Below are 25,117 nucleotides of genomic sequence, written 5' to 3'. Positions count from 1 at the left end.
GACCACTTCAGGAGTACGACATGTGCGGTGCGAAGGCCGGCGGCCCGGACGCCTCGACGATCAAGCCCGGTGAGACCACCATCCAGGGCCAGGTGACCCGCGACGGCGAGCCGGTGACGGGCTACGTCCGTCTGCTGGACTCGACCGGCGAGTTCACCGCGGAGGTTCCGACCTCCGCCACCGGACAGTTCCGCTTCTACGCGGCGGAGGGCACCTGGACCGTCCGCGCCCTGGTGCCCGGCGGCACCGCCGACCGCACGGTCGTCGCCCGGACGGGCGGCCTGGCCGAGGTCGCGATCGCGGTCTGAGGACACGATGACGGCCGGAGGGCCGCATCCCACGGGTTGGACGCCCGGGATGCGGCCCTCCGGCACGTCCGGACCCGCGGACCTACGCTGGAGACATGTACGCGCGCAGGCGGCACACCTACTTCGTCATGATGGGCACCTGCATCGGGTTGTTCGTCCTGGCGTGGGGCGTCGTACGGCTCTGGTCGGTGCCGGCCGCCGTCGCGATGTGCCTGGTCGCCATGGTCATCCCGCCGCTCGCCGCGATCGTCGCGAACCGGCGCGGACCCGACGACCGCTGGTGGGACGACCCCACCGGCGACCCGAAGTCCGACGAATGGTGGGACGAGCTGGACGGCAGGAAGGGCCCCCGGTAGGAAGGGGGCCATGTGCGCTGCCAGGCTCTCCACCGTCGTGCTCGACGCGCGTGACGCGCACGAGCTGGCCCGCTTCTACACGCGGCTCCTCGGCTACGAGATGCGCGCCGAGGAACCCCACTGGGTGCTGATCGGACCGCCGGACGGCGCCGCGGGCACGGCGCTCGCCTTCGAGACCGAGCCGGAGTACGTCCCGCCGGTCTGGCCGGCGCGGAACCCCGGCGACCAGCAGATGATGCTGCACCTCGACGTCGAGGTCGACGACCTGGAAGCCGAGACCGCCCGCGCGGTGGCGGAGGGGGCGACGCTCGCCGGGGAGCAGCCGCAGGACGACGTGCGGGTGCTGTTCGACCCCTCCGGGCATCCGTTCTGCCTGTGGGTGCGGGCCGCTCAGTAGACGAGCGCCTGGGCGCCGTCCGCCATCGCCTCCTGCACGAAGACCTGCGCGCCGGCGATGCGCACGCCCTCCAGGACGTCCTTCTCCGTGATGTCCCGGCGGGCCGCGCACTGCGTGCACAGGGTGACCCGGCCGCCCGCCAGGATCGAGTCCAGCAGGTCCGGCAGCGGCGCGGAGTGCGGCAGTTCGAAATCGGCGGCACGGTCCGGCAGGGCGAACCACGCGGACTCCCCGGTGAGCCACAGGGAGACCTCGACACCACTGGCCGCGGCCACCGCCGCCACCGTGAACGCCTGTGAGCAGCGTTCGGGGGCGTCGGTACCGGCGGTCACCTTGATCACGAGCTTTTTCGCCATGACCGAATCGTAATCACGAACGCCACAACTCAGGCCGACGGCCGGGGGTCTCCTGTGCGCGCGTCCTCCGAACGCGCTTCACCTTCTGTGGGGGATGTTGTGGAACAACCCGATAAAGCCAACGATGCGCCGGACGCGCCGAGTTCGGCCGGCGAGCCGGAGGCGGGCCCGTCCGCGGACGCGTCCGGGGGACACGGGCGGCGACCCGGGCGGACGGCCGCGCTGATCGGTACGGCCCTGGTGCTGGGCCTGTTCGCCGGCACGTGCACCGGCTACCTCGTCCAGGCCGGCCGTGAGCCCACCCCGCTGCCGCCGCTGTCGCAGCCGGTGCTCCCCCAGGCGACGGGCAAGGCACCCGCGCCCCTGCCGGCCGCCCAGGACCGGCGCGTGAGGACCGACGGCGACCTGCGCGCGCTGCTGCTCGAGAAGCCGCCGGGGGCCGGGAAGGCCGACCGGCCGATGGGCGACGACGGCTGGAGGGACCTCGCCGACTACGCCGGCGACTACGACCGTCCGGAACTGGCTTTCGGGCGGTACGGCATGGACGAGTTCCGCCGGGCGGCCGTCACCGGCTGGGTGGACGACGGATACCGCGTGGAGATCCAGCTGGTCCAGTTCCGGCAGGAGAAGGCCCTGGGGGCCGACCTGAGCGTCGACCACCTCCAGGGCGGGGCGGAAGCGGAGCGGGACACGGACAGCTGGGCCGTACCGGGCACCGGGAACGGCCGGGCGTACGTCCACAACCGCGCCGAGACCGAGTCCGGCTACGAGCCCCTGTACAGCGCGGAGGCGTACGGGTGGCGGGGGGACGTCGTGATGGAGATCCGGGTGTACGGGAGCGAGCGCGTCAGCAGGAAGACGATCCTGGACCTGGCCGAGCGGCAGATGGAGCGACTGTGAGCGGGACGGAGAAGCGGACGCCCGAGCCCGCCACCACCGGGAAGCGGACCGCGCGGCGGACGCGCGCCGCCGCCGTCGCCGGCTCGGTGCTGCTGGCCGGAGCCGTCGTCGCCACAGGCGGCTACACGGTCGTGACCGTGCAGAACGCGGACCGGGACGCGGGAACCCCCCGCTGGGGGACCCCCTCGGCGGCCGCGGCCGAAGGGACGGCGGCGGAGACGCGGGGGCCGGCCGCGATGCTCGTCCCGTACGGGCACGACGGCTGGCTGCGCGGGCCGGACCTCGCCGAGTTCGGTTCGGACACGCGGCTCGGGGGAGCCGCGGCGGTGGAACTGCTCAAGAAGGCGTCGGGGGATCTACCGCGCGCCCAGCGCGATCGGTGGGAGAAGGAAATCGACAGCCACCGCGTCGAGGAAACCGCGATGCGCAGCTATTTCAGCGGATCGCTCAGCGTCTACAGCGAGAGCGAGATCTCCACCGTGAGCATCGTGCTCACCCGGATGAAGGACCGGGATTCCGCGCGGGACCTGGCGACGTCCCGGACCGAGCTGCTCGGCGCCGCCGACACCTCGCGCGAGGGTCCCGCGGTCGAGGGCCACGACAGCGCCACCTGCTTCGTGGCGTCCGGGAACCGGGCGTCCCGGCTCGCGTCGATGCGCTGCACGGCTCACGCCGCAGACGTCCTCGTCACCCTCACCGCGGACGGTGGGAAGCCGCTCGACACCCGGAGCGTCGCCGTGCTCCTCGGGCAGCAGCTCGACCGTATCCACGAACCCGGGAAGGCCGCATGACCGAACAGCAGCAGGGCCTCGCCGTCGACACGACGCGGGACCCGGCACAGCAACCGCCCGCGCCCGGGGACCGGCGGGTGCCGCGCGGCGCCCTGCGCTGGACGGCCGCCGCCATGGTCTTCGCCCTGGCGGGCGCGGGGACGGCGTACGGCATCAGCCGGATGGAACGCACCGACGTGCCCGGCCTCGCGACGACGTCCGACGGGCGGTGGGACTACCCGCCGCTGACCAAGCCGCCCCTGCCGTCCGGCAGCCCGGGCCCCCGTGCGGAGTCCAACCCGGCCGGCACCCACCACGCCGACCTGCGCGCGCTCCTGCTGCCGCTCCCGCAGGGGGCGCAGGAGGACGAGGCGCTGCGCGGCACGGACGGCTGGCTGCCGACCCGGGAGTTCCTGAAGGAGTACGCGCAGGAGGGCCGGGAGGCCTTCGGGCAGCAGCTCACCGACAGCGGCCTGCGGCACATCGCGGCCCGCGGCTGGACGACTGGGGACGGCACCCGCACCCGGATCTACCTGCTGCACTTCGACAGCTCGGCCGTGGTGGAGACCAGCCTCTTCCTGCCGTACTTCTCGTACGAGGAGCCCGCCCACCCCCTGCGGGGCACCGGGCGGGCCGAGCCCGACGCCTCCCTCCCGGAGGAGAAGGCGGCCGTGCCGGGGGTGCAGCGCTCGGTCTACGACGAGTCCGCGCCCCGCGGCGCCGAGCACGACCGGCAGGCCTACCTCGCCGCGGGAGACGTGCTCGCGGTGGTGCTGCAGTCCCGGAAGGGCACCGCGCACGCCGTGCCGTTCCAGCAGACGGTGGTGCTGCAGAGCCGGCTGCTGGGCTGAGGCGCGGCGAGGCGGACCTCGCACGACGGGGGCCGGCCCCGGCCGCGTAAGCTGGGGTCCGGTCCCGTGCACACCGCACCCCCCGCTCAAGGAGCACCCCGTGGTTATCTTCTTCGAAGCCCTGCTGGTCCTGGTCGCCGTCGGCGTTCTCGCCTTCGCCGGGCTGACCGTGAAGAAGCTGTACCAGGGTCAGCGCTGACCACCGACGCCAGGAAGTTCCGCTCATGATCGAGATCCCGTCCGACCTGCACAAGGACCTCGTCCCGCTCGCCTTCCTGCTCGGCAACTGGGCGGGCGCGGGCGTGCACGACTTCCCCGGTTCGGAGAAGTGCAACTTCGGCCAGGAGGTCACCTTCGCCCACGACGGCCGGGACTTCCTGGAGTACAGCTCCCACACCTGGGTGCTGGACGGCGAGGGCAACAAGGTGCGGCCGCTGGAGTCCGAGCACGGCTTCTGGCGGATCGACGCCGGCCGCAAGGTCGAGGTGACGATGACCCGCGACGACGGCGTCATCGAGATCTGGTACGGCGAGATGGCCGAGGGCAAGCCGCAGATCGACCTGGTCACCGACGCGGTGGCGCGCACCGCCGCCTCGGGCCCCTACAGCGGCGGCAAGCGGCTCTACGGCTACGTCAAGAGCGACCTGATGTGGGTCGGCGAGAAGCAGACCCCCGAGGTCGAGCTCCGCCCCTACATGTCGGCGCACCTGAAGAAGGTCGTCACCCCGGAGGAGGTCGAGCGCTGGGCCAAGGCCCTGCCCGACGACATGCCGGACGACGGGATCGCCTTCTTCAAGTAGGCCGACTCCGGCCCGGTCCCGGCCGCACCCCCTAGACTCGTGGTGTGGTGAGCACCGACTGGAAGAGCGACCTCAGGCAGCGCGGCTACCGGCTGACGCCGCAGCGCCAACTCGTGCTCGAAGCCGTGGACACCCTGGAGCACGCGACCCCCGACGACATCCTCTCCGAAGTACGGAAGACGGCGTCGGGGGTCAACATCTCCACCGTGTACCGCACGCTGGAGCTGCTGGAGGAGCTGGGCCTGGTGAGCCACGCCCACCTCGGGCACGGCGCCCCGACCTACCACCTCGCGGACCGGCACCACCACCTGCACCTGGTTTGCCGTGACTGCACCGACGTCATCGAGGCGGACGTGGAGGTGGCCGCCGAGTTCACCGCGAAACTGCGGGACGCCTTCGGTTTCGACACCGACATGAAGCACTTCGCGATCTTCGGCCGGTGCGAGGACTGCGCCCGGAAGGCACCGTCCGCCGAGTCGTAGGCTTGGCATATGAAGAGCCCCCTGCTGACCCTGCCCGGCGCCGTCCCCGCCGAGGGCGTGGACGAAGGCGTGGCCGCCCACTACGGCGACCTGTTCCGCGAGCAGCGCGCCCTCGCCGACGGCACCGGTTTCGTCGACCTGTCCCACCGCGGGGTCGTCACCGTCACCGGACCCGAGCGGCTCGGCTGGCTGCACCTGCTGCTCACCCAGCACGTCAGCGACCTGCCGCCGCACCAGGCCACCGAGGCCCTGATCCTCTCCGCGAACGGCCACATCGAGCACGCGCTGTACCTCGTCGACGACGGCGAGACGGTCTGGGCGCACGTCGAGCCCGGCACCCAGGAGGCGCTGATCGCCTACCTGGAGTCGATGAAGTTCTTCTACCGGGTCGAGGTCGCCGACCGCACCGCCGACACCGCGGTGGTGCACCTGCCGGCCGGTTCCATCACGGAGGTGCCCGAGGGGGTCGTCGTCCGGGAGACGCCGCACGGAAGGGACCTGTTCCTGCCGCGGGGCGAGCTGGAGGCGTACGCGGAGCAGGCGGGGCCGCCCGCCGGGCTCCTCGCGTACGAGGCGCTGCGGGTCGAGCAGCAGCGGCCGCGGCTCGGGTTCGAGACCGACCACCGCACCATCCCGCACGAGCTGGGCTGGATCGGCGGCGCCGTGCACCTGCAGAAGGGCTGCTACCGCGGGCAGGAGACGGTCGCCCGGGTGCAGAACCTCGGCAAGCCGCCGCGGCGGCTGGTGTTCCTGCACCTGGACGGCAGCGAGGTGCACCTGCCGGTGCCCGGGACCGAGCTCCGGCTGGCGGACGACGGCCCGGACGGGCGGAAGATCGGGTTCGTCACGACGTCCGTGCGCCACCACGAGCTGGGACCGGTCGCCCTGGCCCTGGTGAAGCGGAACGTGCCGGTGGACGCGCGGCTGGTCGCCGGGGACACAGCGGCCGCCCAGGAGACCGTCGTCGAGCCCTGAGCCCGGCCGGGTCCCGAGCAGGAGCCGGGGCTCCCGGGCGTCCTCTGCCGGCAGGGGTCAGATCTCCAGCAGGACGGTGAACGGGCCGTCGTTGGTCAGCGACACCCGCATCTTCGCGCCGAAGCGGCCCGTCGCCACCGTCGCGCCCAGCGCGCGCAGCTGCGCGACCACCTCGTCGACCAGCGGCTCGGCGACGTCACCCGGGGCGGCGGCGTTCCAGGTGGGGCGGCGGCCCTTGCGGGCGTCGCCGTAAAGAGTGAACTGGCTGATCACCAGGAGCGGGGCGTCGACGTCGCTGCACGACTTCTCGTCCTCGAGCATCCGCACCGACCACAGCTTGCGGGCGAGCCGGGCCGCGTCCTCCTTGGTGTCCTCGTGGGTGACGCCGACGAGGACGCACAGTCCCTCGCCCTCGATCGCGCCCACCGTCTCGCCGTCCACCACGACGCTCGCGCCGTCGACCCGCTGCACCACCGCTCGCATACGACCATCATGCCGGTCGGCGAACAGGCGGCCGACGGCGGCCCGCGCGAAGCCCCGGTCGGGCTATTTTTACTCCTTAGCGCCCATCTGGGGCGGATCGGGGACACTCGCTCACATAGCGTCCGGTTGGGGTGGCACGATGCTGGCACATGCCGGTCGAGGGGACGGTTGAGGCACATGAGCACACCGGGAAGCGGACGGCCGGTCACGGCCGTTCCGCCCGCCGAAGCGGGCATCGGGGAGCGGGAGTTCCACCGGCCGCCGACACAGCGCACCGACAGTCCGGTGCTGCCCGAGGAGGAGCGGGCGGCGGAGCTGCACCTGCTGGGCCTGCCGGAGCTGCGCGCGGTGCGCCGTGACGCACAGCGGGACGAGGCCGATCTCAGTTATGTGCGGCGGCTGCTCCAGGGCCGCATCGACATCCTGCGGGCGGAGCTGGCCCGGCGGGTTCCGGTGGGCGCGCGGTCGGTCGTCGCGGCGGAGGGCGCGTCGGTCGTGGAGCGGCTGTCGGAGATCCTGCGGGACGCCCCGGCCCGGCACCGGTCCTCCGCCCGTCACGTGACGCTGGGGACGCCGCACAGCGAGGAGTACCGGCGGCTGGCGGCCGAGATGCTCGGCGAGGTGGAGCTGTCCGACCTCGGTGCCCGCACCGACGGGGAGCTGACCACCGCGATGGGACGGCTCGTGCGCTACGAGCAGCAGGTGTCCCGGCGGCGGCAGCGGCTGCAGCGCACGGCCGACGAGTGCAGCGCGGAGATCGCGCGCCGGTACCGGGAGGGAGAGGCGCAGGTGGACGACCTGCTCGTGTGAGCGCCGGCGGGGCGGGGCGACGGGGGAAACCTCGTCGACACCCGGCGCACGGCCGACCTACCGTGTGCCCATGACCTCCCGCCCCGCCCTCGACGTCCGCACCGTCGCCGAGTCCGAGTTCGCCGACTGGCAACGGGCCATGAACATCGGGTTCCTGCGTGAACCCACCCTGCCCGAGGACGTCCTGGACGCGCGCCGGGCGCAGTTCACGGCCGGCCGGTCGACCGGGGCCTTCGACGGCGGGCGCTGTGTGGCGACGTTCCGCTCCTTCGCCCAGGAGCTCACCGTGGTCGGCGGGGCGACCGTCCCCGCCGACGCCGTCACCAACGTCACCGTCTCCCCCACCCACCGGCGGCGCGGGCTGCTCAGCCGCATGATGGAGCAGGACCTCGCCGCGGCGAAGGAGCGCGGGGACGTCGTCGCCACGCTCATCGCCGCCGAGTACCCCATCTACGGGCGCTACGGCTTCGGTCCGGCCACCTCGGCGACCGAGTGGACGATCGACGTGCCGCGCACCGGTCTGGACCCGCGCCGGTCCGGGCCGGAGGACGGCGGGCGGATCGATCTGGTGGACGGGGAGGACGTCCGCAAGCTGGGCCCGGACCTGCACGAGCGGCTCCGCCGGCGGCAGCCGGGCGCGGTGGACCGGGACGAACTGTGGTGGCGGACGGCCACCGGGGAGGTGCGTTTCCACCCGACGTTCCGCGAGCCGTTCCACGCGGTCTACCGCTCGGCGGGCGGCGAGGTCGAGGGCATGGTCGCCTACACGGCCGACGACCACTGGGGCGACGCGAAGCAGCCGTTGAACACGGCCCGGGTGAAGTGGCTGATCGCGGTCACCCCGGCCGCGGAGCGGGCGCTGTGGCACTACCTGTGCTCGGTCGACTGGGTGGTGGCGGTGCGCACCGGCTGGCGGGCCCCCGACGACCTGCTCCCGCACTTCCTGCCGGACCCGCGCGCCGCGGCGGTCACCACCCAGGCGGACTGGCTGTGGGTGCGGATCCTGGACGTCGTACGGGCGCTGGAGGCGCGGACGTACCAGGCGGCGGGGTCGCTGGTGCTGGAGGTGGCCGACGGCGCCGGACTGACCGGCGGACGCTTCCGGCTGGAGGCGTCGGCGGACGGGGCCGGGTCCTGTGTGCCGACCGCCGAGGGCGCCGATCTGACGCTGAGCGTGGCCGAGTTGGCGACGCTCTGGCTGGGCGACGAGTCCGCGGTGCGGCTGGCGGCGCTGGGCCGGGTGCGGGAAGAACGAGCGGGCGCCGCCCGTCAGGCCGACGCCCTGCTGCGTACGTCCAGGCGACCGTGGTGCCCGGACATCTTCTGAGCGCGGTGTCCCTGCGCGCTCCTGGTGCCGTCTCCTTCCTCCGGCGACGGGTGCGTGCTCATCCGTAGCGAGCTGTTCAGTTGTGGTTGTGGTCGTGCGGGTGGTGCTCCGCCGGCGGGCTCCCGGCTCCCCTCCGGAAGGGAACCCGGCCGGCGGTCCGTACGGTGCCGTCAGCCCGACTGGGCGAACAGCATCACGAGGATGACCGCGCCGATGCCGCTGATCACGGTGTTCCTCGCCTTGATGCCCACGGTGAGGGCGACGAAGGCGATGATCCCCATCGGCCCGTACTTCCACTGGACGAGCTGCTCGAATCCAATGGCCAGGGCGGCGAGGACGATGGCGATGAGCGGCATGACGGTCCCCCTGTGTCCGAGGTCCCCACTCGTCACCCTGGTGGCCAACCTCCGTGTCCAGCGACCAGGTTGCGCAAGTTGGTGACCAACTTGTCTTCAGTTATCTCCACTTGGACGAGGCTTATAACCACCCTCCGCTGAACTGCCGTAAGATGGCGCGAAGTTGTAGTGTTCGGCTGTGGACCCGGAACATGCCCCCGTCAATGGTCGGGAGACGTCGGAGCTGCCGCGGCGGACGCATCGCGAGGTGGCCGACGAGCTGCGCGCCCGGATCCGGACCGGTGCGCTGCGGCCCGGCGAACGCATGCCCACCCAGGCCCGGCTCGCCGCGGAGTTCGGTGTGGAACGCCCCGCGATACGCCGGGCGCTGCGCATTCTCCAGTCCGAGCAGTTGCTCACCAACGTCTCCAAGGGCGCCCCGGCGACCGTCGCGGACCGGCCCGGCGGCGCACCGGCCGGGCCCGCCGCGCCGCCGCTGCCCACCACGGTGGGCCTCGCGCCGAGGATCGCGGCCGCTTTCGAGTCCGAGCACGTCCGGATCGACGCCGTCTGCCTGACCTCCATCTCCCTCACGCTCGCCATGGGGGAGCCGCTGCGCCAGATCCACGCGGGACGAGTGAAACCGGCCAAGGTCGACGTCCGGGTCCTGCTGCCCAGCCACGACATCGACCTCGCCTTCCCGGTGCCGGTCGAGGGGCGCGGAGGCGCGCGGGACCCGGTGCACGAGCGGTGGCTGTCGATGCGCAACGCCCAGGGGCAGGTGCTGCGCCACAATCTCCTCGCCCTGCGCGCCACGCACGGCATCGACGTGAGCGTCTCGTTCCGGGCGCTGCCCTTCACGCCGCCGGTGAAGCTGTACCTGCTCAATCGCGTGGAGGCACTGTTCGCCTACTACACGGTGGCCCGCAGCCGGGCGCAGATCGACCAGGAGAGCCTGGAGACCTACGACGCGCAGGGCATACGGTCCATGCTCTTCGCCTTCGAACAGGGGCCCGGACCGCGGGACGCCACGTTCGTGGAGCAGTCGCACCTGTGGTTCGACGCACTGTGGGAGACGATCAGTTCGGAGCTGGTGCTCACGCGCTGACGTCCCCCACGCCGAACGGTTCCGGGACGGCCCCCCTCACAGGGCGGGCCGCGACACGAGCAGCGCGAGCAGCACCGCCCCGGCGGAGCTGATGCCCGGCCGGTTGGCCCGGATGCCTATGGTGAGCAGCAGCAGACCGACGAGGCCGGCCATGCCGAACTTCCACTCGACGAGCTGCTGGACGGAGATGACGAGGACGGCGGAGAGCAGAGCGAGCAACTGCATGGTGGTTTCCCCCTGGCGGTGATGCCAACTTCAAGGAGTTGGCAACCAACTCTTAGTTGGTTGTCCCCACTTGGTCGCCATCCGTAAACAACTTACAAACAACTCCCCGCAGATGGATCAAGGTTGTAGCGTTTGGTCGTGACCCAGGAGGACGCGGCAGTGAACGGCAGCAGCAGGCTCTCGCCCCAGGAGATCGCCGACATCCTGCGGGAACGCATCCGGGCCGGCGAGCTCAAGGCCGGCGACCGGCTGCCCACCCAGGCCGAGCTCGCCGAGGAGTTCGGCGTGGAGCGCGGCACCGTCCGCCAGGCGCTGCGCGCGCTCCAGGACGACGGCCTGCTCAGCAACGTCAGCAAGGGCAGCCCACCGCGGATCGCCGCCCCCGCTCCCGCCCGGGAGGAGCCGCAGCCGACGATGGTGGGACTGGCGCCCCGCCTGACGGGAGCCTTCGAGGAGGAGCAGGTACGGATCGACGCGGTCTGCCTGACCTCCGAGAGCCTCATGCTCGCCCTCGGGGAACCGCTCCGCCACATCCACGAGGGCCGCATCCGCCCGCAGTCGGTCGAGGTGCGCCTCCTGCTGCCCTCCCGGAACATCAACCTGGCCTTCCCGGTCCCCGTCGAGGAGGACGGCCGCGACAGCCCGGTCCACGAGCGCTGGCTGGCCATCCGCAACGCCCAGGCCCGCGTGCTCCAGCACAACCTCCTCGCCCTGCGCGCCACGCACGGCATCGACGTGCACGTCTCGTTCCGGGCGCTGCCCTTCACCCCGCCGGTCAAGCTGTACCTGCTCAACGGCCGCGAGGCCCTGCTCGGCTACTACATGCTGACCCGGCGCGAGGAGGAGTGGGAGAGCCACAACCTCCAGATGTACGACGTCCTCGGATCGGCGTCCCTGCTCTTCTCCTTCGTCCGGCAGGCGGGCCGGCGGGACCAGGCGTTCGTGGAGCAGTCGCAGAAGTGGTTCGACGCCCTCTGGGAAACCATCACGACGGACCTGACACTCTCCTAGTGACTTCTGAGACGACACGGACCGATGCGGTGACGGCGGCGACCGAGACGGAACCAGGAGACGAGACGGAACCCGGACGACTGCGTGACCTGATCGAAGGTGCCCGGGTCGTGCTGTGGGACTTCGACGGGCCCATATGCCGCCTCTTCGCCGGCCACTCGGCGGAACGGGTGGCGAACGACCTGGCCTCCTGGCTGGAGGGGCGGGGGCTGCACGGCCTGCTCTCGGAGGCCGAACGCGACTTGCTGGACCCGCACGTCGTGCTGCGCGCCGTCGACCGCCGCCACCCCGGCAGCGACCTGGTGGCGGAGCTGGAGGAACGCCTCACCCAGGAGGAGCTGAAGGCCACCGCCTCCGCCATGCCCACCCCCTACGCCGATCCGCTGATCCGCACCTGGACCGCGGTGGGCGCCCGGCTGGCCGTCACCACCAACAACTCGCCCCGGGTGGCGCGCGAGTACCTCGCCTCCCGCGGCCTGGTCCGCTGCTTCGCCCCCCACCTCTACGGCCGCACCCAGCGGCTGGACCACCTGAAACCCGACCCCCACTGCATCCACCGCGCCCTGAACGCGACGGGCGCCGCCCCCGCGACCGCCCTGATGATCGGCGACACCCCCTCCGACCTGTTCGCCGCCCGCGCGGCCGGCGTCCCGTTCCTGGGCTACGCCCGCAACGACCACAAGCGCAAGCTGCTGCGCGACGCCGGCGCCGCGGTGGTCGTGGAGTCCCTGGAGCCGGTGCTCCGGACGGTCGGGGGCCGGCGTCAGGCCTGACCGCCGACGGCCGCGTCCGCCGCGAACACCGCCTCAGGCGGGGGCGCCGTGCGGTAGATTTCGCGCACCGCATGAGTACGCGCTCGTCTCCGGTCGTGTCCAGGGGCACCTCACCCGAGCCGAACGGCCTTCCGCACTTCGGCGGACGGGTGACGTCGCGCCCGACGCGGTCCCGCACGCAGTACCCCCGCGCGCGGGCCCGGAGATCCCGTGGCCAGCTTGTCGTGAGTCCCCTCGTACCTCCCGGAGCGGCCCGTGGGCGCAGCACCCCTTCCCCGACTCGCCCCCGGGGGACCCACAGCACCCGCGGTCACGGCCGAGATCTCCGACACCCGGATCCGCGCCGTCGTGCGACGCGCCGTCCGGGACGGGCTCGCCGGCGGCGGCCGGCACCACCGGCACCACGTGCTCCCGCTGACCGAGCCGGAGGCACGGCTGCTGGGACGGGAGGCAGGGACCTGCGTGACGGTCCGGATCCGCCGGGCCGGGGCACTGCCCGCCGGAATCATCACCTGGGACGACGAGGAGGAGATCCTGGGCGCGGTCAGGGGGATCCTGCCGCACGTGCCGCAGTGCCTGGCCAAGGGGCCCGGCTTCGCCATCCACAGCCATGTGGAAGGGGTGCCGCTGTCCGCCGTCTGCGGGGACGACCAGCCCGTGGACACGCCGCTGATCAAGGACCTGGCCGGGTTGCTCGCCCGGCTGGCCCAGGTGCGGCGCGGTGTCCTCCCGCCCCTGCCCTCCTGCTGGCCCCGCAACGACACCGACAGCCAGGGCTTCCTGCGGACGCTCGCCCTTCTGGCCGACCGGCAGATCCGCCGGCCCCATGAGGCCGCCTTCGGCGGGCTCTTCGCGGCCCTGGGCATCCCGGAGGACGCCCTGCCGGGGCTGGCCGGCCGGGCGCCCCTCATGGCGCGGCGACCGTACAGCCTGCTCCACGGCGACCTGCACCGTGACAACGTGATCGTCGCCCCCAGCGGCACGCTCCCCCTCGTCTGCGTCGACTGGGAGCCGGCGACCTACGGCGATCCGCTCCACGGCCTGGCGACCCACCTGCTGCGCACGCGCTACCCGGACCACCAGTGGCCGGAGGTGATCGCGGCGTGGGAGGAGGCCGTGCGGCGCGTCCGCCCCGCCGCCGTCAACGGGCTCGCCAAGGACCTCGGCCACTACCTGGCCTTCGAGCGGGCGCAGTCCGTCTTCCCGGACGTCGTGCGGGCGGCGCGGTCCCTGGAGGGGCACTTCTCGCAGCAGAACCTGGACGCGGCGACGGCAGAGGTCGGCCGGGCACTGGAGGCGGCCGCCGCACCCCTGCGCCTGCGGAACGTGCCCGGTGAACGGGAGGTCGGACGGGCGCTGTTCCGCTGGCTGGCGTCCCGCCGCCGGGGCCGGGCGGACCGCGGCCTGTCCGCCCGGGCCTTCGGCTGGCAGCCGGACCGGCGGCTGTCCCTGCCCGCCGACTTCCCCGAGACGGCCGTCCGGAACGCCCTGGCCGTGGAGGGCGCGGCCCCCGCGAGCCGGGTCTTCAGGGGCACGGCCCACCTCAACACCGTGGTGCGGGTGCCGGGCGTCGAGCATCCCGTCGTCGTACGGCGGAGGCTGCCCGGGGCCGGCGGACAGGAGCCCCGCTTCCTCAGCGAACACGCCGTGCTGCGCGCCATCGAGGAGGCGGCCGTCGCCGTGGCGGCGCCGAGAGCGCTGGCCCTGGGGGCGACGTACCTGAACGACCCCTTCGCCATCCACACCTACGTGGGCCCGCGCGACATCGACCGTCCTCCGCGCCACCCCGTGAACGGCCTGCTGCCGCACGAGGCGGACGGACTCGTGGACCAGCTCCGCGCCCTGACCCGGGTGGACTACCGGCAGCTCGACCCGGCGGCCGGGGAAGGGGGCTTCTACCGCTGGCTCAAGGACCAGCTGGTCCGTCTCGTCAAGGGACTGCCCAGCAGGACGCAGCAGCTCGGCCGGCAACTGGGACTGCCGGACGCCGAGCGGCTGGACCAGATCCTGTCCCGCCAGGAGGTCGGACACCGGGAGCCGTCGCTGCTGCACGGCGACCTCAACCCGTGGAACCTCGTCCGCCGTGACGACCCGTACGCGCTGACCGTCATCGACTGGGAGATGGCCCTGGTCGGCGATCCCCTCTACGACCTGGTCCGGCACATGCACCTCACCCCCACCCGGCCGGAGATCCGGGAGCGGATGTTCCGCCGCTGGGAGGCGGGCCTGCCGTCCGAGTACACCCGGGACTGGCGCGGGGACTGGCAGGCCTACCGCCGGCTGGAGATCGTGCGCTCCGCCTACATCGACCTGGACCGCATCGTGACCGGCGCGAGCCTGGACGCGCCCAACGTCCGCCGCGCGGTGAGCTCCTACGCGGCGACCCTGGCCGTCGCCGGTGGCTCGCTCGGCCTGCCCCTCCGCCTCCCGGCCCACCCGGACTTCGCCCCGGTGCGGACGTAGGGGCCGTCAGCGCCGCGCGATCAGCTCGGCGACCCGCGTGTACCCGTCCGTGCCGTGGCCCAGGGCGATGACACGGCGGGCCTGGCCCTCGACGACGCGCATGACGCTCGCGTCGATGCCGTGGGCCTCGGAGGCGTGGACGACGTGGGCCATCGTGGACACGGCCGAGGTGACCGGGTTCAGTTCGCCGGAGTACGTGCCGGCGTCGGCGTCGGCCGCGAACTCGGTGAACAGCGGCGGCAGGATCGCGGCGATGCCGTGGGCGAAGGGGGCCAGTTCCGCGCCGGTGACGCCCTCGGCCCGCGCCAGGGCGAGGGCGTGCGTGTAGCCGGCCATCGCCGTCCAGAAGATGTCGAGCAGGGCGATGTCGTACGCGGCGGCCCGGCCGGCGTCCTCGCCGAGGTGGGTGTGGGTGCCGCCGAGCGCCGCCAGTACCGGCCGGTGCTCCTCGTACAGGTCGGCCGGGCCGCTGTGCAGGAACACCGCGTCGGCGGTGCCGATGGTCGGCGTCGGGGTCATGATCGCGCCGTCCAGGTAGCGGACGCCGTGCCGGGCGGCCCAGTCGGCCGTGTCCCGGGCACGGCCGGGGGTGTCCGCGCTGAGGTTGACGACCGTGCGGCCCTTGAGGGCGGTGGTGACGGCGGCCCGGCGCAGAACGGCGTCGGAGGCGTCGTAGTTCACCACGCAGACGACGGTCAGCGGGGCGGCGGCCACCGCCTCCTCGGGCGAGGCGGCCGCGACCGCGCCCCGGGCGACCAGCTCGCCGTCCCTTCCCGGGGTGCGGTTCCAGACGGTGGTGCGCACGCCCGCGTCCAGGAAGGCGGCGGCCAGCGCTCGGCCCATCGGGCCGAGACCGAGGACGGTCACGGAGGGGCGGGAGGTGGACTCGGACATGGGACAACTCCGTTAAGGTAAAGGTGTATTGGTGAGGAAAGGGGCGCGCTGTGGTGCACCGGCGGCACGATCCGGACGTGTGCGGGGTGACCGCCGCGATCGCCGTGATCGAGGGCAAGTGGAAGACCACGCTGCTGTGGCTGCTGGAGTCCGGCCCGCACCGGCCGGCCGCACTGCGGCGGAAGGTGCCCGGACTCAGCGAGAAGGTGCTGACCGACGCCCTGCGCGAGATGGAGGCGGACGGTCTGGTGCACCGGGAGGTGTACGACGTGCTGCCGCCGAAGACGGTCTACTCGCTGACCGGGTTCGGCCGTGAACTGGCCGGGGCGCTGGGGCCCGTGTCGGACTGGGGGCACCGCCGCCTGGAGCGGCTGGCCGAGGCCGTCCCCCCGGCCTCCTAGGCCGTCCCTCCGGCCGTCTGAAAGCCGTCCGCACCACCTCGCTCCCTCCGCGCGCCCCGATCGGCTCACCACCAGGCTGGACCAGCCGCGGCGGGGTGCCAAGTACGCACAAATAAGTGGGTGTGTCCCGGCCCGGGACGACCGCGGTGTCCCCCGGGACGGGTGAGGACCTGATACTCGGTCCGACAGTGGGATGTCCCTCGCGGATGGGAGTCATGTGAGCGAGACCGAGGTCACCACCGCACCCCGCCCCCTGCTGCTGGCCGACGGCCGGCCGGCGGCGCGGGCGTGGTCGCTGGACCCCGCCCTGCGCCACCTCAACCACGGCTCCTTCGGTGCCGTACCGCTGGCCGCCCAGGAGCGGCAGCAGGAGCTGCGGGCGGAGATGGAGCGCGCGCCGGTGGTGTGGTTCCCGGAGCTGCCGGGCCGGATCGCGGCGGCCCGGATCGGGCTGGCGGCCTTCCTGGGCGCGGACCCCGGCGACCTCGCCCTGGTGCCGAACGCGAGCGCCGGAGCGAGCGTCGTGTACGCCGGTCTGGAGCGGCGGGACGGCGGGGAGATCGTGGTCACCGACCACGGCTACGGCGCCGTGACGACGGGCGCCGAGCGGCTCGCCCGCCGCTGGGGCGGCCGGGTGCGCACGGCGAGGGTGCCGCTGGACGCGGACGAGGAGGTGGCGTACGAGGCCGTGACGGCCGAGGTGGGGGAGCGCACCGCGCTCGTCGTCGTCGACCAGATCACCTCGGCGACCGCCCGGCGCCTCCCGGTGGAGCGGATCGGCGCCGCGCTGCGCAGGCGCGGCGTCCCGCTGCTCGTCGACGGCGCGCACGCACCCGGACTGATCGCCGCCCCCCTCGCGGGACTGGCCTGCGACTTCTGGGCGGGGAACCTGCACAAGTGGGGCTGCGCGCCGCGCGGTGCCGCCGCCCTGGTGGCGCGCGGTCCGCTGCGCGACGGCCTCCACCCGCTGATCGACTCCTGGGGCGCCCACGACCCCTACCCGGACCGCTTCGACCAGCAGGGCACGGTCGACGCCACCTCGTACCTGGCCGCCCGGACGTCCCTCGACCTCATCGAGTCCGCCTGGGGCTGGCCCGCCGCCCGCCGCTACATGGACGAGCTGGCCGGGTACGGCGAACGGGTCGTGGGCGCCGCGTTCACGGCGCTGACCGGCGAGGACGCCCGGGTCGACGTCGGTATGCCGGTGCCCGGGATGCGGCTGGTGCGGCTGCCCGACGGCCTCGCCGGCAGCCGCCTCGCCGCCGACGCGCTGCGCGACCGGGCCGCCGGTGAGCTGGGCGTCGAGGCCGCGTTCACCAGCTTCGGCGGGGTCGGTTACGTGCGGCTGTCCGCGCACGTCTACAACACCGCCGAGGACTACGAGTACTTCGCCGAACGGTGCGTACCCGTGCTCGGCGAGTGGGCCCGCGCGGCACGCGCCCAGCGGCACGGCACCGCCTGACGCGGCCCGGCCACGGCACCGGCCGGGGCCGGCGCCCCGGTCAGGGTTCCCGCCCGGCCTCGCGGGCGGCGCGCTCCAGCCGCTCGCGGTAGGCCTGCCACCAGGCCGGGTCGGTGGACGGCAGGCCGGTGCCGGTCCCGGCCGTTCCCGCGGTGCCGTCCAGCAGTTCGCGCAGGATGTCGGCGTGGCCGGCGTGCCGCTGGGTGTCGGCGATCACGCGGACCACGGCGTGGTGCAGCGTCACCCCGTCCCCGCCGTCCGGCCACCACGGGACCCGGCCGGGCGTGTCCAGCGGCAGGGCACCGATGGTGGCGTCCGCGTGCGCCCACGCCCGGCGGTACAGCGCCACGACGGACGCGCGTGACTCCTCGGCGGTGGCCCACATGTCGGCGTTGGTCTCCGCCGCCTCCGCCAGCCAGGGCAGGGGCTCCCCCGACGGACGGCCGAAGGTGTCGCCGAGGTAGCCGAGCTCCACGCCGGCCGCGTGCTTCACCAGCCCCAGGAGGTTGGTGCCGGTCGGCGTCATCGGCCGGCGGACGTCGTACTCGGAGAGGCCGTCGAGTTTCCACAGCAGGGCGTCGCGGGCCGACTGGAGGTAGTGGAGCAGGTCGGCCCGCGCGGCATCCTCCGGCGCGGTCACGCGGCCGGTCCGTCCTCCGCGGGCCGCCGCGCGGCACTGGCGGGCACCGCGAGCTCCGACAGCAGCGCGGCGGCGGGCCCCGGGTGGACGAGCCAGTGCAGGTGACTCCCGTCCAGGGTGTGGACGTCGAAGGGGTTGTCGGGGGTGAGCGCGTCGGCTTCGCGGATCATCCGGTCCTGCACGGCGGGCGGCACACTGGCGTCGGCGGCCAGGCGGACGTACGTCCGGGGGATCCGGCCCCAGGTGGCGGCCCGCGCCCGGTCGGCGGACGTGCCGGCGTCGAGGTTCTCGTCGGGCTGGAAGGTGTTCAGGAAGGTCCGGAACTCGTCGTCGGTGAGGTCGGCGGCGAACGCCTGCTTGAACGCGGCGAGCGCCCCCGGGTCGGCGGTGCGGAAGTTGGTGCGGAGCAGGCCCAGTTCGGCCGGGTTCCCGACGAGCGCGGCGGCGAAGGCGCCCGGGTCGACGTCCGCCATCTCCGGCTCGGCGTAGTAACCGCCGACGTCCAGGGTGACGGGGCACCAGGCGGAGACGTAGACGATCCGGTCGATCAGCTCGGGCCGGGCGTTGCCGACGGCGGTGATCGTGGCGCCGCCCCGGCTGTGGCCGACGAGGACGGTGGGCCCGTTCCGCCTGGCCCGTTCGAGGACCTCGATCACGCGGGCGGCGTTGTCGGCGAGGGTGACGCCCTTGATGCCGCCCGGCTCCGCGCCCAGGGCGTCCAGGTCCTGGGGAGCCTGGTAGGCGGCGGGGAAGGTCGCCTCGAAGCCGTGCCCCGGGAGGTCGACGGCGACCGAGCGGTGCCCGAGCAGGCCGAGCTCGGCCTGCAACGGCGCGAAGGAGAACGAGTTGGCGAAGGCCCCGTGGACGAGGACGAAGGTCGGTGTGTTCGGCATGCCCCAGCGTCCAACACGACGATCACCGCCACAAGATCACATCACGCCACCCGCCGTCGGCCGCGTGCCCCGTTCTGTGGCGCGGCGCACTTTTGCAAGCAGGTGCTTGCAATAGTTAGCGGGGTCGTGCAGGGTGGAGACATGGCATCGCTCAACGTCGGCAATCTCGGTGAGTACCTGCGCGAGCAGCGGCGCAACGCACAGCTGTCGCTGCGGCAGCTCGCCGACGCCGCCGGGGTGTCCAACCCGTACCTCAGCCAGATCGAGCGCGGACTGCGCAAGCCCAGCGCGGAGGTGCTGCAGCAGGTCGCCAAGGCGCTGCGGATCTCCGCCGAGACGCTGTACGTCCGGGCCGGCATCCTCGACGCGGAGCGCGACCGGGACGAGGTGGAGACCCGCGCCGCGCTGCTGGCCGACCCCACGCTGACCGAGCGTCAGAAGCAGGTGCTGCTCCAGATCTACGAGTCCTTCCGCAAGGAGAACGGGTTTGGCGGCGCCGAGGACGGTGAGGCGACGGAGGACATCGGGACGGCGGAAGCGGCCGGGGTGTCCGCGGCCGCCGACGCGGACGCCCGCGCGGTGGACGTCCCGCAGGGCGATGCCGTGATACGCCGGAGCCGTACGGCCCGCGGGGGCTCGTCCGGCACGGGCCGGCCCGGCGCGGCCGGCGGAAGCGACAACGACAGCGACAGCGATCCGCGGCGGACGGCCGGCTAGCCGGACCAGGGCACCGGCCGCCCACCGCGGACCACACACCAACCCTCAGCCGAGAACGACATCCGGGAGAACCATCACCATGGCCATCACCGACGACCTGCGCAAGACCCTCAGCGACCCGACTCCGCTCTACTTCGCCGCCGGCACCGCCGACCTCGCGCTGCAGCAGGCCAAGAAGGTGCCGGCCCTGGTGGAGCAGCTGCGCGCCGAGGCCCCGGCCCGCATCGAGGCCGTGCGCAACACCGACCCCAAGGCGGTCCAGGAGCGGGCCACCGTCCGCGTCCGGGAGACGCAGGAGACCCTCCAGGCCCGGGTCGGCGAGCTCATCGGCTCGCTCGACACCGACCTGAAGAAGCTCGGTGAGAACGCCCAGGACCTCGCCCTGCGCGGGGTCGGCATCGCCGCCGAGTACGCGGTCAAGGCCCGGGAGACCTACGAGAAGGTCGCCGAGCGGGGCGAGCAGACCGTGAAGACGTGGCGCGGCGAGGCCGCCGAGAGCATCGAGGACATCGCCGTGGCCGTCGAGCCGTCCCCGGAGCCCGTCACCGAGCCGAAGCCCGCGCCCCGGCCGCAGCCGGTCGAGGTCACCGGTGACAAGCCCGCCGCGGCCACCGGCGCCAACGGCTCCGCCAACGGCGCCACGAACGGGTCCGCCGAGGCGGGCAAGCCCGCCGCCGCCAGGAAGCCCCCGGCGCGCAAGCCCGCCGCGAAGAAGACCACCCCGCCCGCGAAGTAGGACGGGCCGGGGCGACGGGCCGGGCACTTACCGGAAGCCCGGCCCGTTCCCCGGATAGCCGGACCGGGGTTGCGGGTACGGTGACGGCGTAGATGACGAGCCGAGTCGGGTGGTGGACGTAGTGCTGATGCAGGGCTTCGCCGGGTTCATGTGGCTGCTGAGCATGGCCCTGATCGTGTTCAGCGGTTTCGCGCTGATCGACGCGGCCACGCGCCGTGAGGACGCCTACCGCGCGGCGGACAAGAAGACCAAGCCGTTCTGGCTGATCATCCTCGGCCTCGCCTTCGTGGTGAACCTGGTCTTCAACATCCTGTCGTTCCTGCCGATCATCGGTCTGATCGCGACCATCGTGTACATGGTCGACGTCCGTCCGGCCCTGCGCGGGCTGTCCGGCGGCGGCCGCGCCCGCGGCGGCTCCAGCAGCGACGGCCCCTACGGCCCGTACAACGGCAACCGCTGATCCAGGGCGGGGCGGTCCCCGCGCCGGGAAGGGCGCGGGGACGGCTCACACGCCCCGGTCCAGCAGCAGCACCGCCACGTCGTCCGTCAGCTCGCCCCCGTTGAGGTCCCGTACCTCGTTGACGGCGGTCCGCAGCAGTTCCTCACCGCGGAGTCCCGCCGCGAGCTGCCGGCGGATCATGTCCACCATGCCGTCCTGGCCGAGCCGCTCACCGGTGTCGCCGACCCGGCCCTCGATCAGGCCGTCGGTGTAGAGCATCAGGCTCCACTCGGCGCCCAGCTCCACCTGCGTCCGCGGCCAGCGGGCGCCGGGCAGCAGTCCGAGCGCGGGTCCGTTGTTGTCGAACGGCAGCAGGCGCGCGGGCGTCCCGGGGCGGGCGACCAGGGGTGAGGGGTGGCCGGCCAGGCACAGGCCCGCCCGGCGGCCGTCGGGCGCGATGTCGACCGTGCACAGGGTCGCGAAGATCTCGTCGTCCGAGCGCTCGTGCTCCAGCACCTCCTGGAGGGTGCCGAGCAGCTGGTCCCCGCACAGTCCCGCCAGGGTCAGCGCGCGCCAGGCGATCCGCAGCTCCACGCCGAGGGCGGCCTCGTCCGGGCCGTGCCCGCAGACGTCGCCGATCATGGCGTGCACGGTGCCGTCCGGGGTGCGGACGACGTCGTAGAAGTCCCCGCCGAGCAGGGCGCGCGAGCGACCGGGACGGTAGCGGGCGGCGAACCGCAGCGAGGAGCCGTCCAGCAGGGGCGTCGGCAGCAGGCCGCGTTCCAGCCGGCGGTTCTCCTGGGCGCGCACCCGGCCCTCGGCGAGCCGCCGCTCGGCGGAGTCGGACCGCTTGCGCTCCACCGCGTAGCGGATCGCGCGGCTCAGCAGCCGGCCGTCCAGCTCGTCGCGGACGAGGTAGTCCTGCGCGCCCACCCGTACGGCCTCCGCGCCGCGCTCGGTGTCGTCGGCACCGGTGAGGGCGAGGACCGCGTGCCGGGGCGCGAGTTCCAGTACGTGCTTGAGCACGGCGAGCTCGTCGCCGTCGCCCGTGCGGCCCGGAGCAGGCAGCGCGAGGTCCAGCAGGATGCAGTGGACGTCGTCGGTCAGCAGCCGCTCGGCCTCGGTGAGGTTGCGGGCGGTGCGGACGCGGATCGGCTTGCCGGACTGGTCGAGCAGGTCCGGCACGATCGGTGAACCACCGGGGTCGTTCTCGATCAGCAGCAGTGTGAGGTTGGTGTGGGCGGCCGTCTCGGACCGGTCCGGCGCGGTGCCGGTGCGGTCCGCGGCGCCGCTCCCGGACGTCGGGGCGGCCGTGTGCGGGGCCGCCGTCCTGGCCTCCGCGGAGTCCTGGACGGAGCCGTTGCGCTGTGCGGCGGCCGGCGCCTGACCACCTTCCGCGGCCGGGATCGCTCTCTGCCGCGGTACGGGTGCGGGCATTGTTCCGGGTTCCTTCCCTCCCCCCGAGGGCATGGCGGGGGCGACGGATCTCGACCCTGTCCCCGGCTCTCGGCTCTGCGTGCCAGCCGGGGCTGCCCCTTCGAACGGGGACGATAGCGGTTGACGGCGCCGCAGCGGAATGCCGTGAGCCACCCCGTTCCGCCGGCGGCCCCTGTCATATGCCGCGTTTGCTACCGCAGTTGGACAGGCCGCGGGCGCCGGGCGGATGACGAACGTCACGTCCCGCGCCGCGCGACCGCAAGATCGACGTGCCGTGGGTCACTTTGCCCCCGTATCCGGGGCGTTGAGCGGATCGGGGCGGTGCGGCCGGCCGGCCGGTGCGGGCGGCGCGGGACGCCGCGCCCGCCGGCCGGTCCGCGTCAGTTCGCGGTCGCGTCCGGTCGTACGACCCCGAGGATCGGCATCGAACCGGCCCCCGCGAGCGTCACCGCCCGTCCGGGGCGCGGGGCGTGCACCATGACGCCGTCGCCGACGTACATGCCGACGTGGCTGGCGTCACCGAAGTAGATGATGAGGTCGCCGGGCCGCATGTCCTTCACGTCGACGTGCTCGAGCTGCTGCCACTGCGCCTGTGACGTGCGCGGCATGCCCCGTCCCGCCGACACCCAGGCCTGCGAGGTCAGTCCGGAGCAGTCGTAGGTGTTGGGCCCCTCGGCGCCCCACTGGTACGGCTTCCCGATCTGCGCGGTGGCGTACGCCACGGCCTTCTTGCCCTGCTCCGTCGCCTTGCCGTCGATCTCGTCGAGGATGCCGGAGCCCAGCCAGCTCGCCTGGGCCCGGGCGGCGGCCTGCTTCTCCAGCCGGACCAGGCGCTCCCGCTGCTCCTGCTCCAGTTCGGACTCGACCTTCTCGGCCGCCTCGATCTGCTTCTCGATCTTCCGCTGCGCCGTGGCCCTGGCCTTGCGGCCCGCCTCCAGCTTCGCCCACTGGGCGTCCGCGTCCTGCTTGTACTGCTCCAAGTCCTGCTGGGTGCGGGTCATTTCCCCGAGCAGCCCCTTGGTCGCGTGCTCGCCCCGCCCGACCCTGCCCGCGCCGTCGAGGAAGTCCTGCGGGTCGTCGCTCAGCATCAGGCGGGCCTCGGGCGGCAGTCCGCCACCGCGGTACTGGGCGGCGGCCGCGGCGCCCGCGCGGCCCTTGAGCTCCTCGAGCCTCTCCCGGCCCTCGACGATCTTCTCCGCCAGCCGGACGATCTCGGCGGACTGCTCGCGCGCCTTCTCCTCGGCGGCGTTGTACTCGTCGGTGGCCAGGGCCGCCGCGCGGTAAAGCTTGTCGAGCTTCTCGCGCACCGCTTCGAGGTCCTTGTCGCTGACCACCACGGTGACGCTCGCGGTCGTGCCCGGGGGCGGCGGGGGAGTGGGCGCGGCGAACGCCGTACCCGGTGCGGCCAGCAGGGTGACCGCGCAGACCACCGTCACGGCCGCCGTGAGCAACCCGCGCCTGCCCGTCCCCATGACGCCACCCCCACCTGATTAACCGTCAGTAACATCTGGTCGTCGTGGGGATGCTGCCATGCCGACGCGCGAAACGACAGAGGAAGTACGTCCCGACTCTCCCCACCCGTCATTCCCGGGCACGGTGCCGGCCCCGTCAAGGTGACGAACGACTCACGGAGAACGTTCCCGTGGAGTGGGGGCGTTCGTGCGCCCCTGGGCGAGCCTGCTTCGGTCCGACGCGGCGCGGGTCGAGTCGGGCTCGGCGCGGGCCGGCGGTGCGGACCGGCCCGGACCGGCCCCGCGCGTCGGCCGTGCGGGGTCAGCCGCGCGGGGCCAGTGCCTCCCAGCGCACCGTGATCTCCCCCTGCCGCCAGCGCGCCGGGCCGTCCGTCACCGGCCAGTCGGCCGTCAGGTCCCGGGCCGTCCGGATCCAGCGCTGGCGTGCGCCGTACGAGGCGTAGGGCGCGGCGGCGGCCCAGGCGCGGTCGAAGTCGCGCAGGAAGGCGTGCACCGGCTCGCCGGGGACGTTGCGGTGGATGAGGGCCTTCGGCAGCCGTTCCGCCAGGTCGGAGGGGCGGTCCAGGGAGCCCAGCCGGGTCGCGAAGGTCACCGTGCGCGGCCCCTCGGGCCCGAGCGCGACCCAGACGTGCCGGCGTCCGATCTCGTCGCAGGTGCCTTCGACCAGCAGCCCGCCGCGGCTGCCCGTCACCGGGTCGGCGGGCGCCAGCCGCGCGCACAGCCGGCGCCACACGGCGGCCACCTCGGCCTCGTCGTACTGGCGCAGCACGTTCGCCGCGCGGACCAGCGCGGGCCGTCCCGGTACCGGGACCTCGAAGCCGCCGCGCACGAAGGCCAGCCCCTCGCGCTCGTACGGCCGGGCCGCGGCGACCCGCGCGGGTTCGATCTCGACGCCCACCACCCGGGTGCGCGGTGCCGCGGCGCGCAGCCGGTCCAGCAGCTCGACCGCCGTCCACGGCGCGGCGCCGTACCCGAGGTCCACGGCGACCGGATCCGGCGCGCGGCGCAGTTCCGCGCCGTGCGTGGCCGCGATCCAGCGGTCCATGCGGCGCAGCCGGTTGGGGTTGGTGGTGCCGCGCGTCACCGTGCCCACGACGGGGAGGGAGGCGGCGCGGACGGTCATAGGCACGAGGGTAAGGGGACACCCGGCCGGTCCGGTGGCCACGCACCCATCCCTCGAACGGTTGAGCGAGAACCGGTAATGATTCGGCAAAGTCCGGGGCCGGGGAGCCCCGCCGGAAATGGGAACGGAACCCTCCGGTGTTGAGGACTCCGAGGGCCCGGACGACCCTCCGA

The 25,117-nt window shown here is 73.5% G+C and carries 30 protein-coding genes; 20 read left to right on the top strand and 10 right to left on the bottom strand.

What is annotated here, in order from left to right; translation table 11 throughout:
• The first annotated feature begins 20 nt into the window (after nt 1-20).
• The 3 genes from IE118_RS28995 (at nt 21) to IE118_RS28985 (ending at nt 1,061) form a co-directional block, all read left to right on the top strand.
• On the top strand, nt 21-308 hold the full coding sequence (locus IE118_RS28995; protein WP_018527919.1) for a DUF1416 domain-containing protein: 288 nt from the start codon (nt 21-23) through the stop codon (nt 306-308).
• A 95-nt stretch (nt 309-403) separates the two neighbouring features.
• Nucleotides 404-664: a DUF3099 domain-containing protein gene (locus IE118_RS28990; protein WP_189561044.1), complete on the top strand. Its 261-nt coding sequence runs from the start codon at nt 404-406 to the stop codon at nt 662-664.
• Nucleotides 665-674: 10 nt separating this feature from the next.
• On the top strand, nt 675-1,061 hold the full coding sequence (locus IE118_RS28985; RefSeq protein WP_189561043.1) for a VOC family protein: 387 nt from the start codon (nt 675-677) through the stop codon (nt 1,059-1,061).
• Here IE118_RS28985 and IE118_RS28980 read toward each other — a convergent pair.
• Nucleotides 1,055-1,417: a DsrE family protein gene (locus tag IE118_RS28980; RefSeq protein WP_189561042.1), complete on the bottom strand. Its 363-nt coding sequence runs from the start codon at nt 1,415-1,417 to the stop codon at nt 1,055-1,057. The two genes, IE118_RS28985 and IE118_RS28980, sit on opposite strands and share 7 nt — an antisense overlap.
• Before the next feature lie 99 nt (nt 1,418-1,516).
• Here IE118_RS28980 and IE118_RS28975 point away from each other — a divergent pair, with 99 nt between their 5' ends.
• The 6 genes from IE118_RS28975 (at nt 1,517) to ygfZ (ending at nt 6,195) form a co-directional block, all read left to right on the top strand.
• Nucleotides 1,517-2,317: a hypothetical protein gene (locus IE118_RS28975; RefSeq protein ID WP_229846975.1), complete on the top strand. Its 801-nt coding sequence runs from the start codon at nt 1,517-1,519 to the stop codon at nt 2,315-2,317.
• Nucleotides 2,314-3,108: a hypothetical protein gene (locus IE118_RS28970; protein WP_189561040.1), complete on the top strand. Its 795-nt coding sequence runs from the start codon at nt 2,314-2,316 to the stop codon at nt 3,106-3,108. The genes IE118_RS28975 and IE118_RS28970 overlap by 4 nt, the downstream gene beginning before the upstream one ends.
• Complete coding sequence (locus IE118_RS28965) at nt 3,105-3,938, top strand: hypothetical protein (protein ID WP_189561039.1); 834 nt, start codon at nt 3,105-3,107, stop codon at nt 3,936-3,938. The genes IE118_RS28970 and IE118_RS28965 overlap by 4 nt, the downstream gene beginning before the upstream one ends.
• A gap of 224 nt (nt 3,939-4,162) precedes the next feature.
• Entirely contained in the window at nt 4,163-4,738 is a 576-nt protein-coding gene (locus IE118_RS28960; RefSeq protein WP_189561038.1) for a heme-binding beta-barrel domain-containing protein, read from the top strand.
• 44 nt (nt 4,739-4,782) lie between these two features.
• On the top strand, nt 4,783-5,220 hold the full coding sequence (locus tag IE118_RS28955; RefSeq protein WP_189561037.1) for a Fur family transcriptional regulator: 438 nt from the start codon (nt 4,783-4,785) through the stop codon (nt 5,218-5,220).
• A 9-nt stretch (nt 5,221-5,229) separates the two neighbouring features.
• The gene (gene ygfZ, locus IE118_RS28950) at nt 5,230-6,195 is read left to right on the top strand and encodes a CAF17-like 4Fe-4S cluster assembly/insertion protein YgfZ (protein ID WP_189561036.1); all 966 of its coding nucleotides are present in this window, start codon (nt 5,230-5,232) and stop codon (nt 6,193-6,195) included.
• A 57-nt stretch (nt 6,196-6,252) separates the two neighbouring features.
• Here the strand turns inward: ygfZ and dtd are convergent, their stop codons facing one another.
• Complete coding sequence (gene dtd, locus IE118_RS28945) at nt 6,253-6,678, bottom strand: D-aminoacyl-tRNA deacylase (RefSeq protein WP_189561035.1); 426 nt, start codon at nt 6,676-6,678, stop codon at nt 6,253-6,255.
• Between the two features lie 177 nt (nt 6,679-6,855).
• Here dtd and IE118_RS28940 point away from each other — a divergent pair, with 177 nt between their 5' ends.
• On the top strand, nt 6,856-7,488 hold the full coding sequence (locus IE118_RS28940) for an RsiG family protein (protein WP_189561034.1): 633 nt from the start codon (nt 6,856-6,858) through the stop codon (nt 7,486-7,488).
• 70 nt (nt 7,489-7,558) lie between these two features.
• Nucleotides 7,559-8,815, top strand: a complete 1,257-nt coding sequence (locus tag IE118_RS28935; protein ID WP_189561033.1) for a GNAT family N-acetyltransferase — start codon at nt 7,559-7,561, stop codon at nt 8,813-8,815.
• A gap of 170 nt (nt 8,816-8,985) precedes the next feature.
• On the opposite strand, the gene IE118_RS28930 is transcribed toward IE118_RS28935, so the two are convergent.
• A complete protein-coding gene (locus tag IE118_RS28930; protein ID WP_189561032.1) occupies nt 8,986-9,171 on the bottom strand; it encodes a hypothetical protein in 186 nt (61 codons plus the stop codon).
• A gap of 178 nt (nt 9,172-9,349) precedes the next feature.
• Here IE118_RS28930 and IE118_RS28925 point away from each other — a divergent pair, with 178 nt between their 5' ends.
• Complete coding sequence (locus tag IE118_RS28925; RefSeq protein ID WP_189561031.1) at nt 9,350-10,258, top strand: winged helix-turn-helix domain-containing protein; 909 nt, start codon at nt 9,350-9,352, stop codon at nt 10,256-10,258.
• 36 nt (nt 10,259-10,294) lie between these two features.
• Here IE118_RS28925 and IE118_RS28920 read toward each other — a convergent pair whose 3' ends face one another.
• Nucleotides 10,295-10,483, bottom strand: a complete 189-nt coding sequence (locus IE118_RS28920; protein WP_189561030.1) for a hypothetical protein — start codon at nt 10,481-10,483, stop codon at nt 10,295-10,297.
• A gap of 132 nt (nt 10,484-10,615) precedes the next feature.
• Here IE118_RS28920 and IE118_RS28915 point away from each other — a divergent pair, with 132 nt between their 5' ends.
• The 3 genes from IE118_RS28915 (at nt 10,616) to IE118_RS28905 (ending at nt 14,730) form a co-directional block, all read left to right on the top strand.
• A complete protein-coding gene (locus IE118_RS28915) occupies nt 10,616-11,494 on the top strand; it encodes a GntR family transcriptional regulator (protein ID WP_189561029.1) in 879 nt (292 codons plus the stop codon).
• The gene (locus tag IE118_RS28910; protein ID WP_373303240.1) at nt 11,494-12,267 is read left to right on the top strand and encodes an HAD family hydrolase; all 774 of its coding nucleotides are present in this window, start codon (nt 11,494-11,496) and stop codon (nt 12,265-12,267) included. Before IE118_RS28915 ends, IE118_RS28910 begins: the two co-directional genes overlap by 1 nt.
• Before the next feature lie 255 nt (nt 12,268-12,522).
• Nucleotides 12,523-14,730, top strand: a complete 2,208-nt coding sequence (locus IE118_RS28905; protein WP_373303239.1) for an aminoglycoside phosphotransferase family protein — start codon at nt 12,523-12,525, stop codon at nt 14,728-14,730.
• Nucleotides 14,731-14,736: 6 nt separating this feature from the next.
• On the opposite strand, the gene IE118_RS28900 is transcribed toward IE118_RS28905, so the two are convergent.
• On the bottom strand, nt 14,737-15,624 hold the full coding sequence (locus IE118_RS28900; protein WP_189561027.1) for an NAD(P)-dependent oxidoreductase: 888 nt from the start codon (nt 15,622-15,624) through the stop codon (nt 14,737-14,739).
• 50 nt (nt 15,625-15,674) lie between these two features.
• Between IE118_RS28900 and IE118_RS28895 the strand changes: the two genes are divergently transcribed.
• Both IE118_RS28895 and IE118_RS28890 read left to right on the top strand, forming a co-directional pair.
• On the top strand, nt 15,675-16,025 hold the full coding sequence (locus tag IE118_RS28895) for a winged helix-turn-helix transcriptional regulator (RefSeq protein WP_189561026.1): 351 nt from the start codon (nt 15,675-15,677) through the stop codon (nt 16,023-16,025).
• Between the two features lie 217 nt (nt 16,026-16,242).
• Nucleotides 16,243-17,487, top strand: coding sequence for an aminotransferase class V-fold PLP-dependent enzyme (locus IE118_RS28890; protein WP_189561025.1), 1,245 nt, complete (start codon nt 16,243-16,245; stop codon nt 17,485-17,487).
• A gap of 40 nt (nt 17,488-17,527) precedes the next feature.
• Here IE118_RS28890 and IE118_RS28885 read toward each other — a convergent pair whose 3' ends face one another.
• Nucleotides 17,528-18,127 carry a DinB family protein gene (locus IE118_RS28885; protein WP_189561024.1) on the bottom strand — a complete coding sequence of 200 codons (600 nt, stop codon included), beginning with the start codon at nt 18,125-18,127 and terminating at the stop codon, nt 17,528-17,530.
• Complete coding sequence (locus tag IE118_RS28880; protein WP_189561023.1) at nt 18,124-19,020, bottom strand: alpha/beta fold hydrolase; 897 nt, start codon at nt 19,018-19,020, stop codon at nt 18,124-18,126. Before IE118_RS28880 ends, IE118_RS28885 begins: the two co-directional genes overlap by 4 nt.
• A gap of 141 nt (nt 19,021-19,161) precedes the next feature.
• Here IE118_RS28880 and IE118_RS28875 point away from each other — a divergent pair, with 141 nt between their 5' ends.
• The 3 genes from IE118_RS28875 (at nt 19,162) to IE118_RS28865 (ending at nt 20,933) form a co-directional block, all read left to right on the top strand.
• Entirely contained in the window at nt 19,162-19,737 is a 576-nt protein-coding gene (locus IE118_RS28875) for a helix-turn-helix domain-containing protein (RefSeq protein WP_189561022.1), read from the top strand.
• Between the two features lie 79 nt (nt 19,738-19,816).
• Nucleotides 19,817-20,473, top strand: a complete 657-nt coding sequence (locus IE118_RS28870) for a hypothetical protein (protein ID WP_189561021.1) — start codon at nt 19,817-19,819, stop codon at nt 20,471-20,473.
• Nucleotides 20,474-20,600: 127 nt separating this feature from the next.
• On the top strand, nt 20,601-20,933 hold the full coding sequence (locus IE118_RS28865; protein ID WP_189561094.1) for a DUF2516 family protein: 333 nt from the start codon (nt 20,601-20,603) through the stop codon (nt 20,931-20,933).
• A gap of 45 nt (nt 20,934-20,978) precedes the next feature.
• On the opposite strand, the gene IE118_RS28860 is transcribed toward IE118_RS28865, so the two are convergent.
• From IE118_RS28860 to IE118_RS28850, 3 genes are all read right to left on the bottom strand, one after another.
• Nucleotides 20,979-22,349, bottom strand: a complete 1,371-nt coding sequence (locus tag IE118_RS28860) for a PP2C family protein-serine/threonine phosphatase (RefSeq protein WP_189561020.1) — start codon at nt 22,347-22,349, stop codon at nt 20,979-20,981.
• 380 nt (nt 22,350-22,729) lie between these two features.
• Nucleotides 22,730-23,821 (bottom strand): C40 family peptidase, encoded by a 1,092-nt coding sequence (locus IE118_RS28855; protein ID WP_189561019.1) that lies wholly within the window; start codon nt 23,819-23,821, stop codon nt 22,730-22,732.
• A 301-nt stretch (nt 23,822-24,122) separates the two neighbouring features.
• Nucleotides 24,123-24,914 carry a class I SAM-dependent methyltransferase gene (locus IE118_RS28850; RefSeq protein WP_189561093.1) on the bottom strand — a complete coding sequence of 264 codons (792 nt, stop codon included), beginning with the start codon at nt 24,912-24,914 and terminating at the stop codon, nt 24,123-24,125.
• Nucleotides 24,915-25,117 lie beyond the last annotated feature (203 nt).

Origin of the sequence: Streptomyces pilosus (assembly GCF_014649835.1) — a bacterium.
Lineage (GTDB): Bacteria > Actinomycetota > Actinomycetes > Streptomycetales > Streptomycetaceae > Streptomyces > Streptomyces pilosus.
Note: the sequence above shows the minus strand (reverse complement) of the source record. Positions and strands in the feature narration are given on the sequence as shown.

Bases quoted from the DNA above. Each gene is read 5' to 3' on its own strand.
- IE118_RS28995 (WP_018527919.1), top strand. From the start codon at position 21: ATGTGCGGTGCGAAGGCCGGCGGCCCGGACGCCTCGACGATCAAGCCC.
- IE118_RS28990 (WP_189561044.1), top strand. From the start codon at position 404: ATGTACGCGCGCAGGCGGCACACCTACTTCGTCATGATGGGCACCTGC.
- IE118_RS28985 (WP_189561043.1), top strand. From the start codon at position 675: ATGTGCGCTGCCAGGCTCTCCACCGTCGTGCTCGACGCGCGTGACGCG.
- IE118_RS28980 (WP_189561042.1), bottom strand. From the start codon at position 1,417: ATGGCGAAAAAGCTCGTGATCAAGGTGACCGCCGGTACCGACGCCCCC.
- IE118_RS28965 (WP_189561039.1), top strand. From the start codon at position 3,105: ATGACCGAACAGCAGCAGGGCCTCGCCGTCGACACGACGCGGGACCCG.
- IE118_RS28960 (WP_189561038.1), top strand. From the start codon at position 4,163: ATGATCGAGATCCCGTCCGACCTGCACAAGGACCTCGTCCCGCTCGCC.
- ygfZ (WP_189561036.1), top strand. From the start codon at position 5,230: ATGAAGAGCCCCCTGCTGACCCTGCCCGGCGCCGTCCCCGCCGAGGGC.
- dtd (WP_189561035.1), bottom strand. From the start codon at position 6,678: ATGCGAGCGGTGGTGCAGCGGGTCGACGGCGCGAGCGTCGTGGTGGAC.
- IE118_RS28940 (WP_189561034.1), top strand. From the start codon at position 6,856: ATGAGCACACCGGGAAGCGGACGGCCGGTCACGGCCGTTCCGCCCGCC.
- IE118_RS28935 (WP_189561033.1), top strand. From the start codon at position 7,559: ATGACCTCCCGCCCCGCCCTCGACGTCCGCACCGTCGCCGAGTCCGAG.
- IE118_RS28930 (WP_189561032.1), bottom strand. From the start codon at position 9,171: ATGCCGCTCATCGCCATCGTCCTCGCCGCCCTGGCCATTGGATTCGAG.
- IE118_RS28920 (WP_189561030.1), bottom strand. From the start codon at position 10,483: ATGCAGTTGCTCGCTCTGCTCTCCGCCGTCCTCGTCATCTCCGTCCAG.
- IE118_RS28900 (WP_189561027.1), bottom strand. From the start codon at position 15,624: ATGTCCGAGTCCACCTCCCGCCCCTCCGTGACCGTCCTCGGTCTCGGC.
- IE118_RS28880 (WP_189561023.1), bottom strand. From the start codon at position 19,020: ATGCCGAACACACCGACCTTCGTCCTCGTCCACGGGGCCTTCGCCAAC.
- IE118_RS28875 (WP_189561022.1), top strand. From the start codon at position 19,162: ATGGCATCGCTCAACGTCGGCAATCTCGGTGAGTACCTGCGCGAGCAG.
- IE118_RS28870 (WP_189561021.1), top strand. From the start codon at position 19,817: ATGGCCATCACCGACGACCTGCGCAAGACCCTCAGCGACCCGACTCCG.
- IE118_RS28865 (WP_189561094.1), top strand. From the start codon at position 20,601: ATGCAGGGCTTCGCCGGGTTCATGTGGCTGCTGAGCATGGCCCTGATC.
- IE118_RS28860 (WP_189561020.1), bottom strand. From the start codon at position 22,349: ATGCCCGCACCCGTACCGCGGCAGAGAGCGATCCCGGCCGCGGAAGGT.
- IE118_RS28855 (WP_189561019.1), bottom strand. From the start codon at position 23,821: ATGGGGACGGGCAGGCGCGGGTTGCTCACGGCGGCCGTGACGGTGGTC.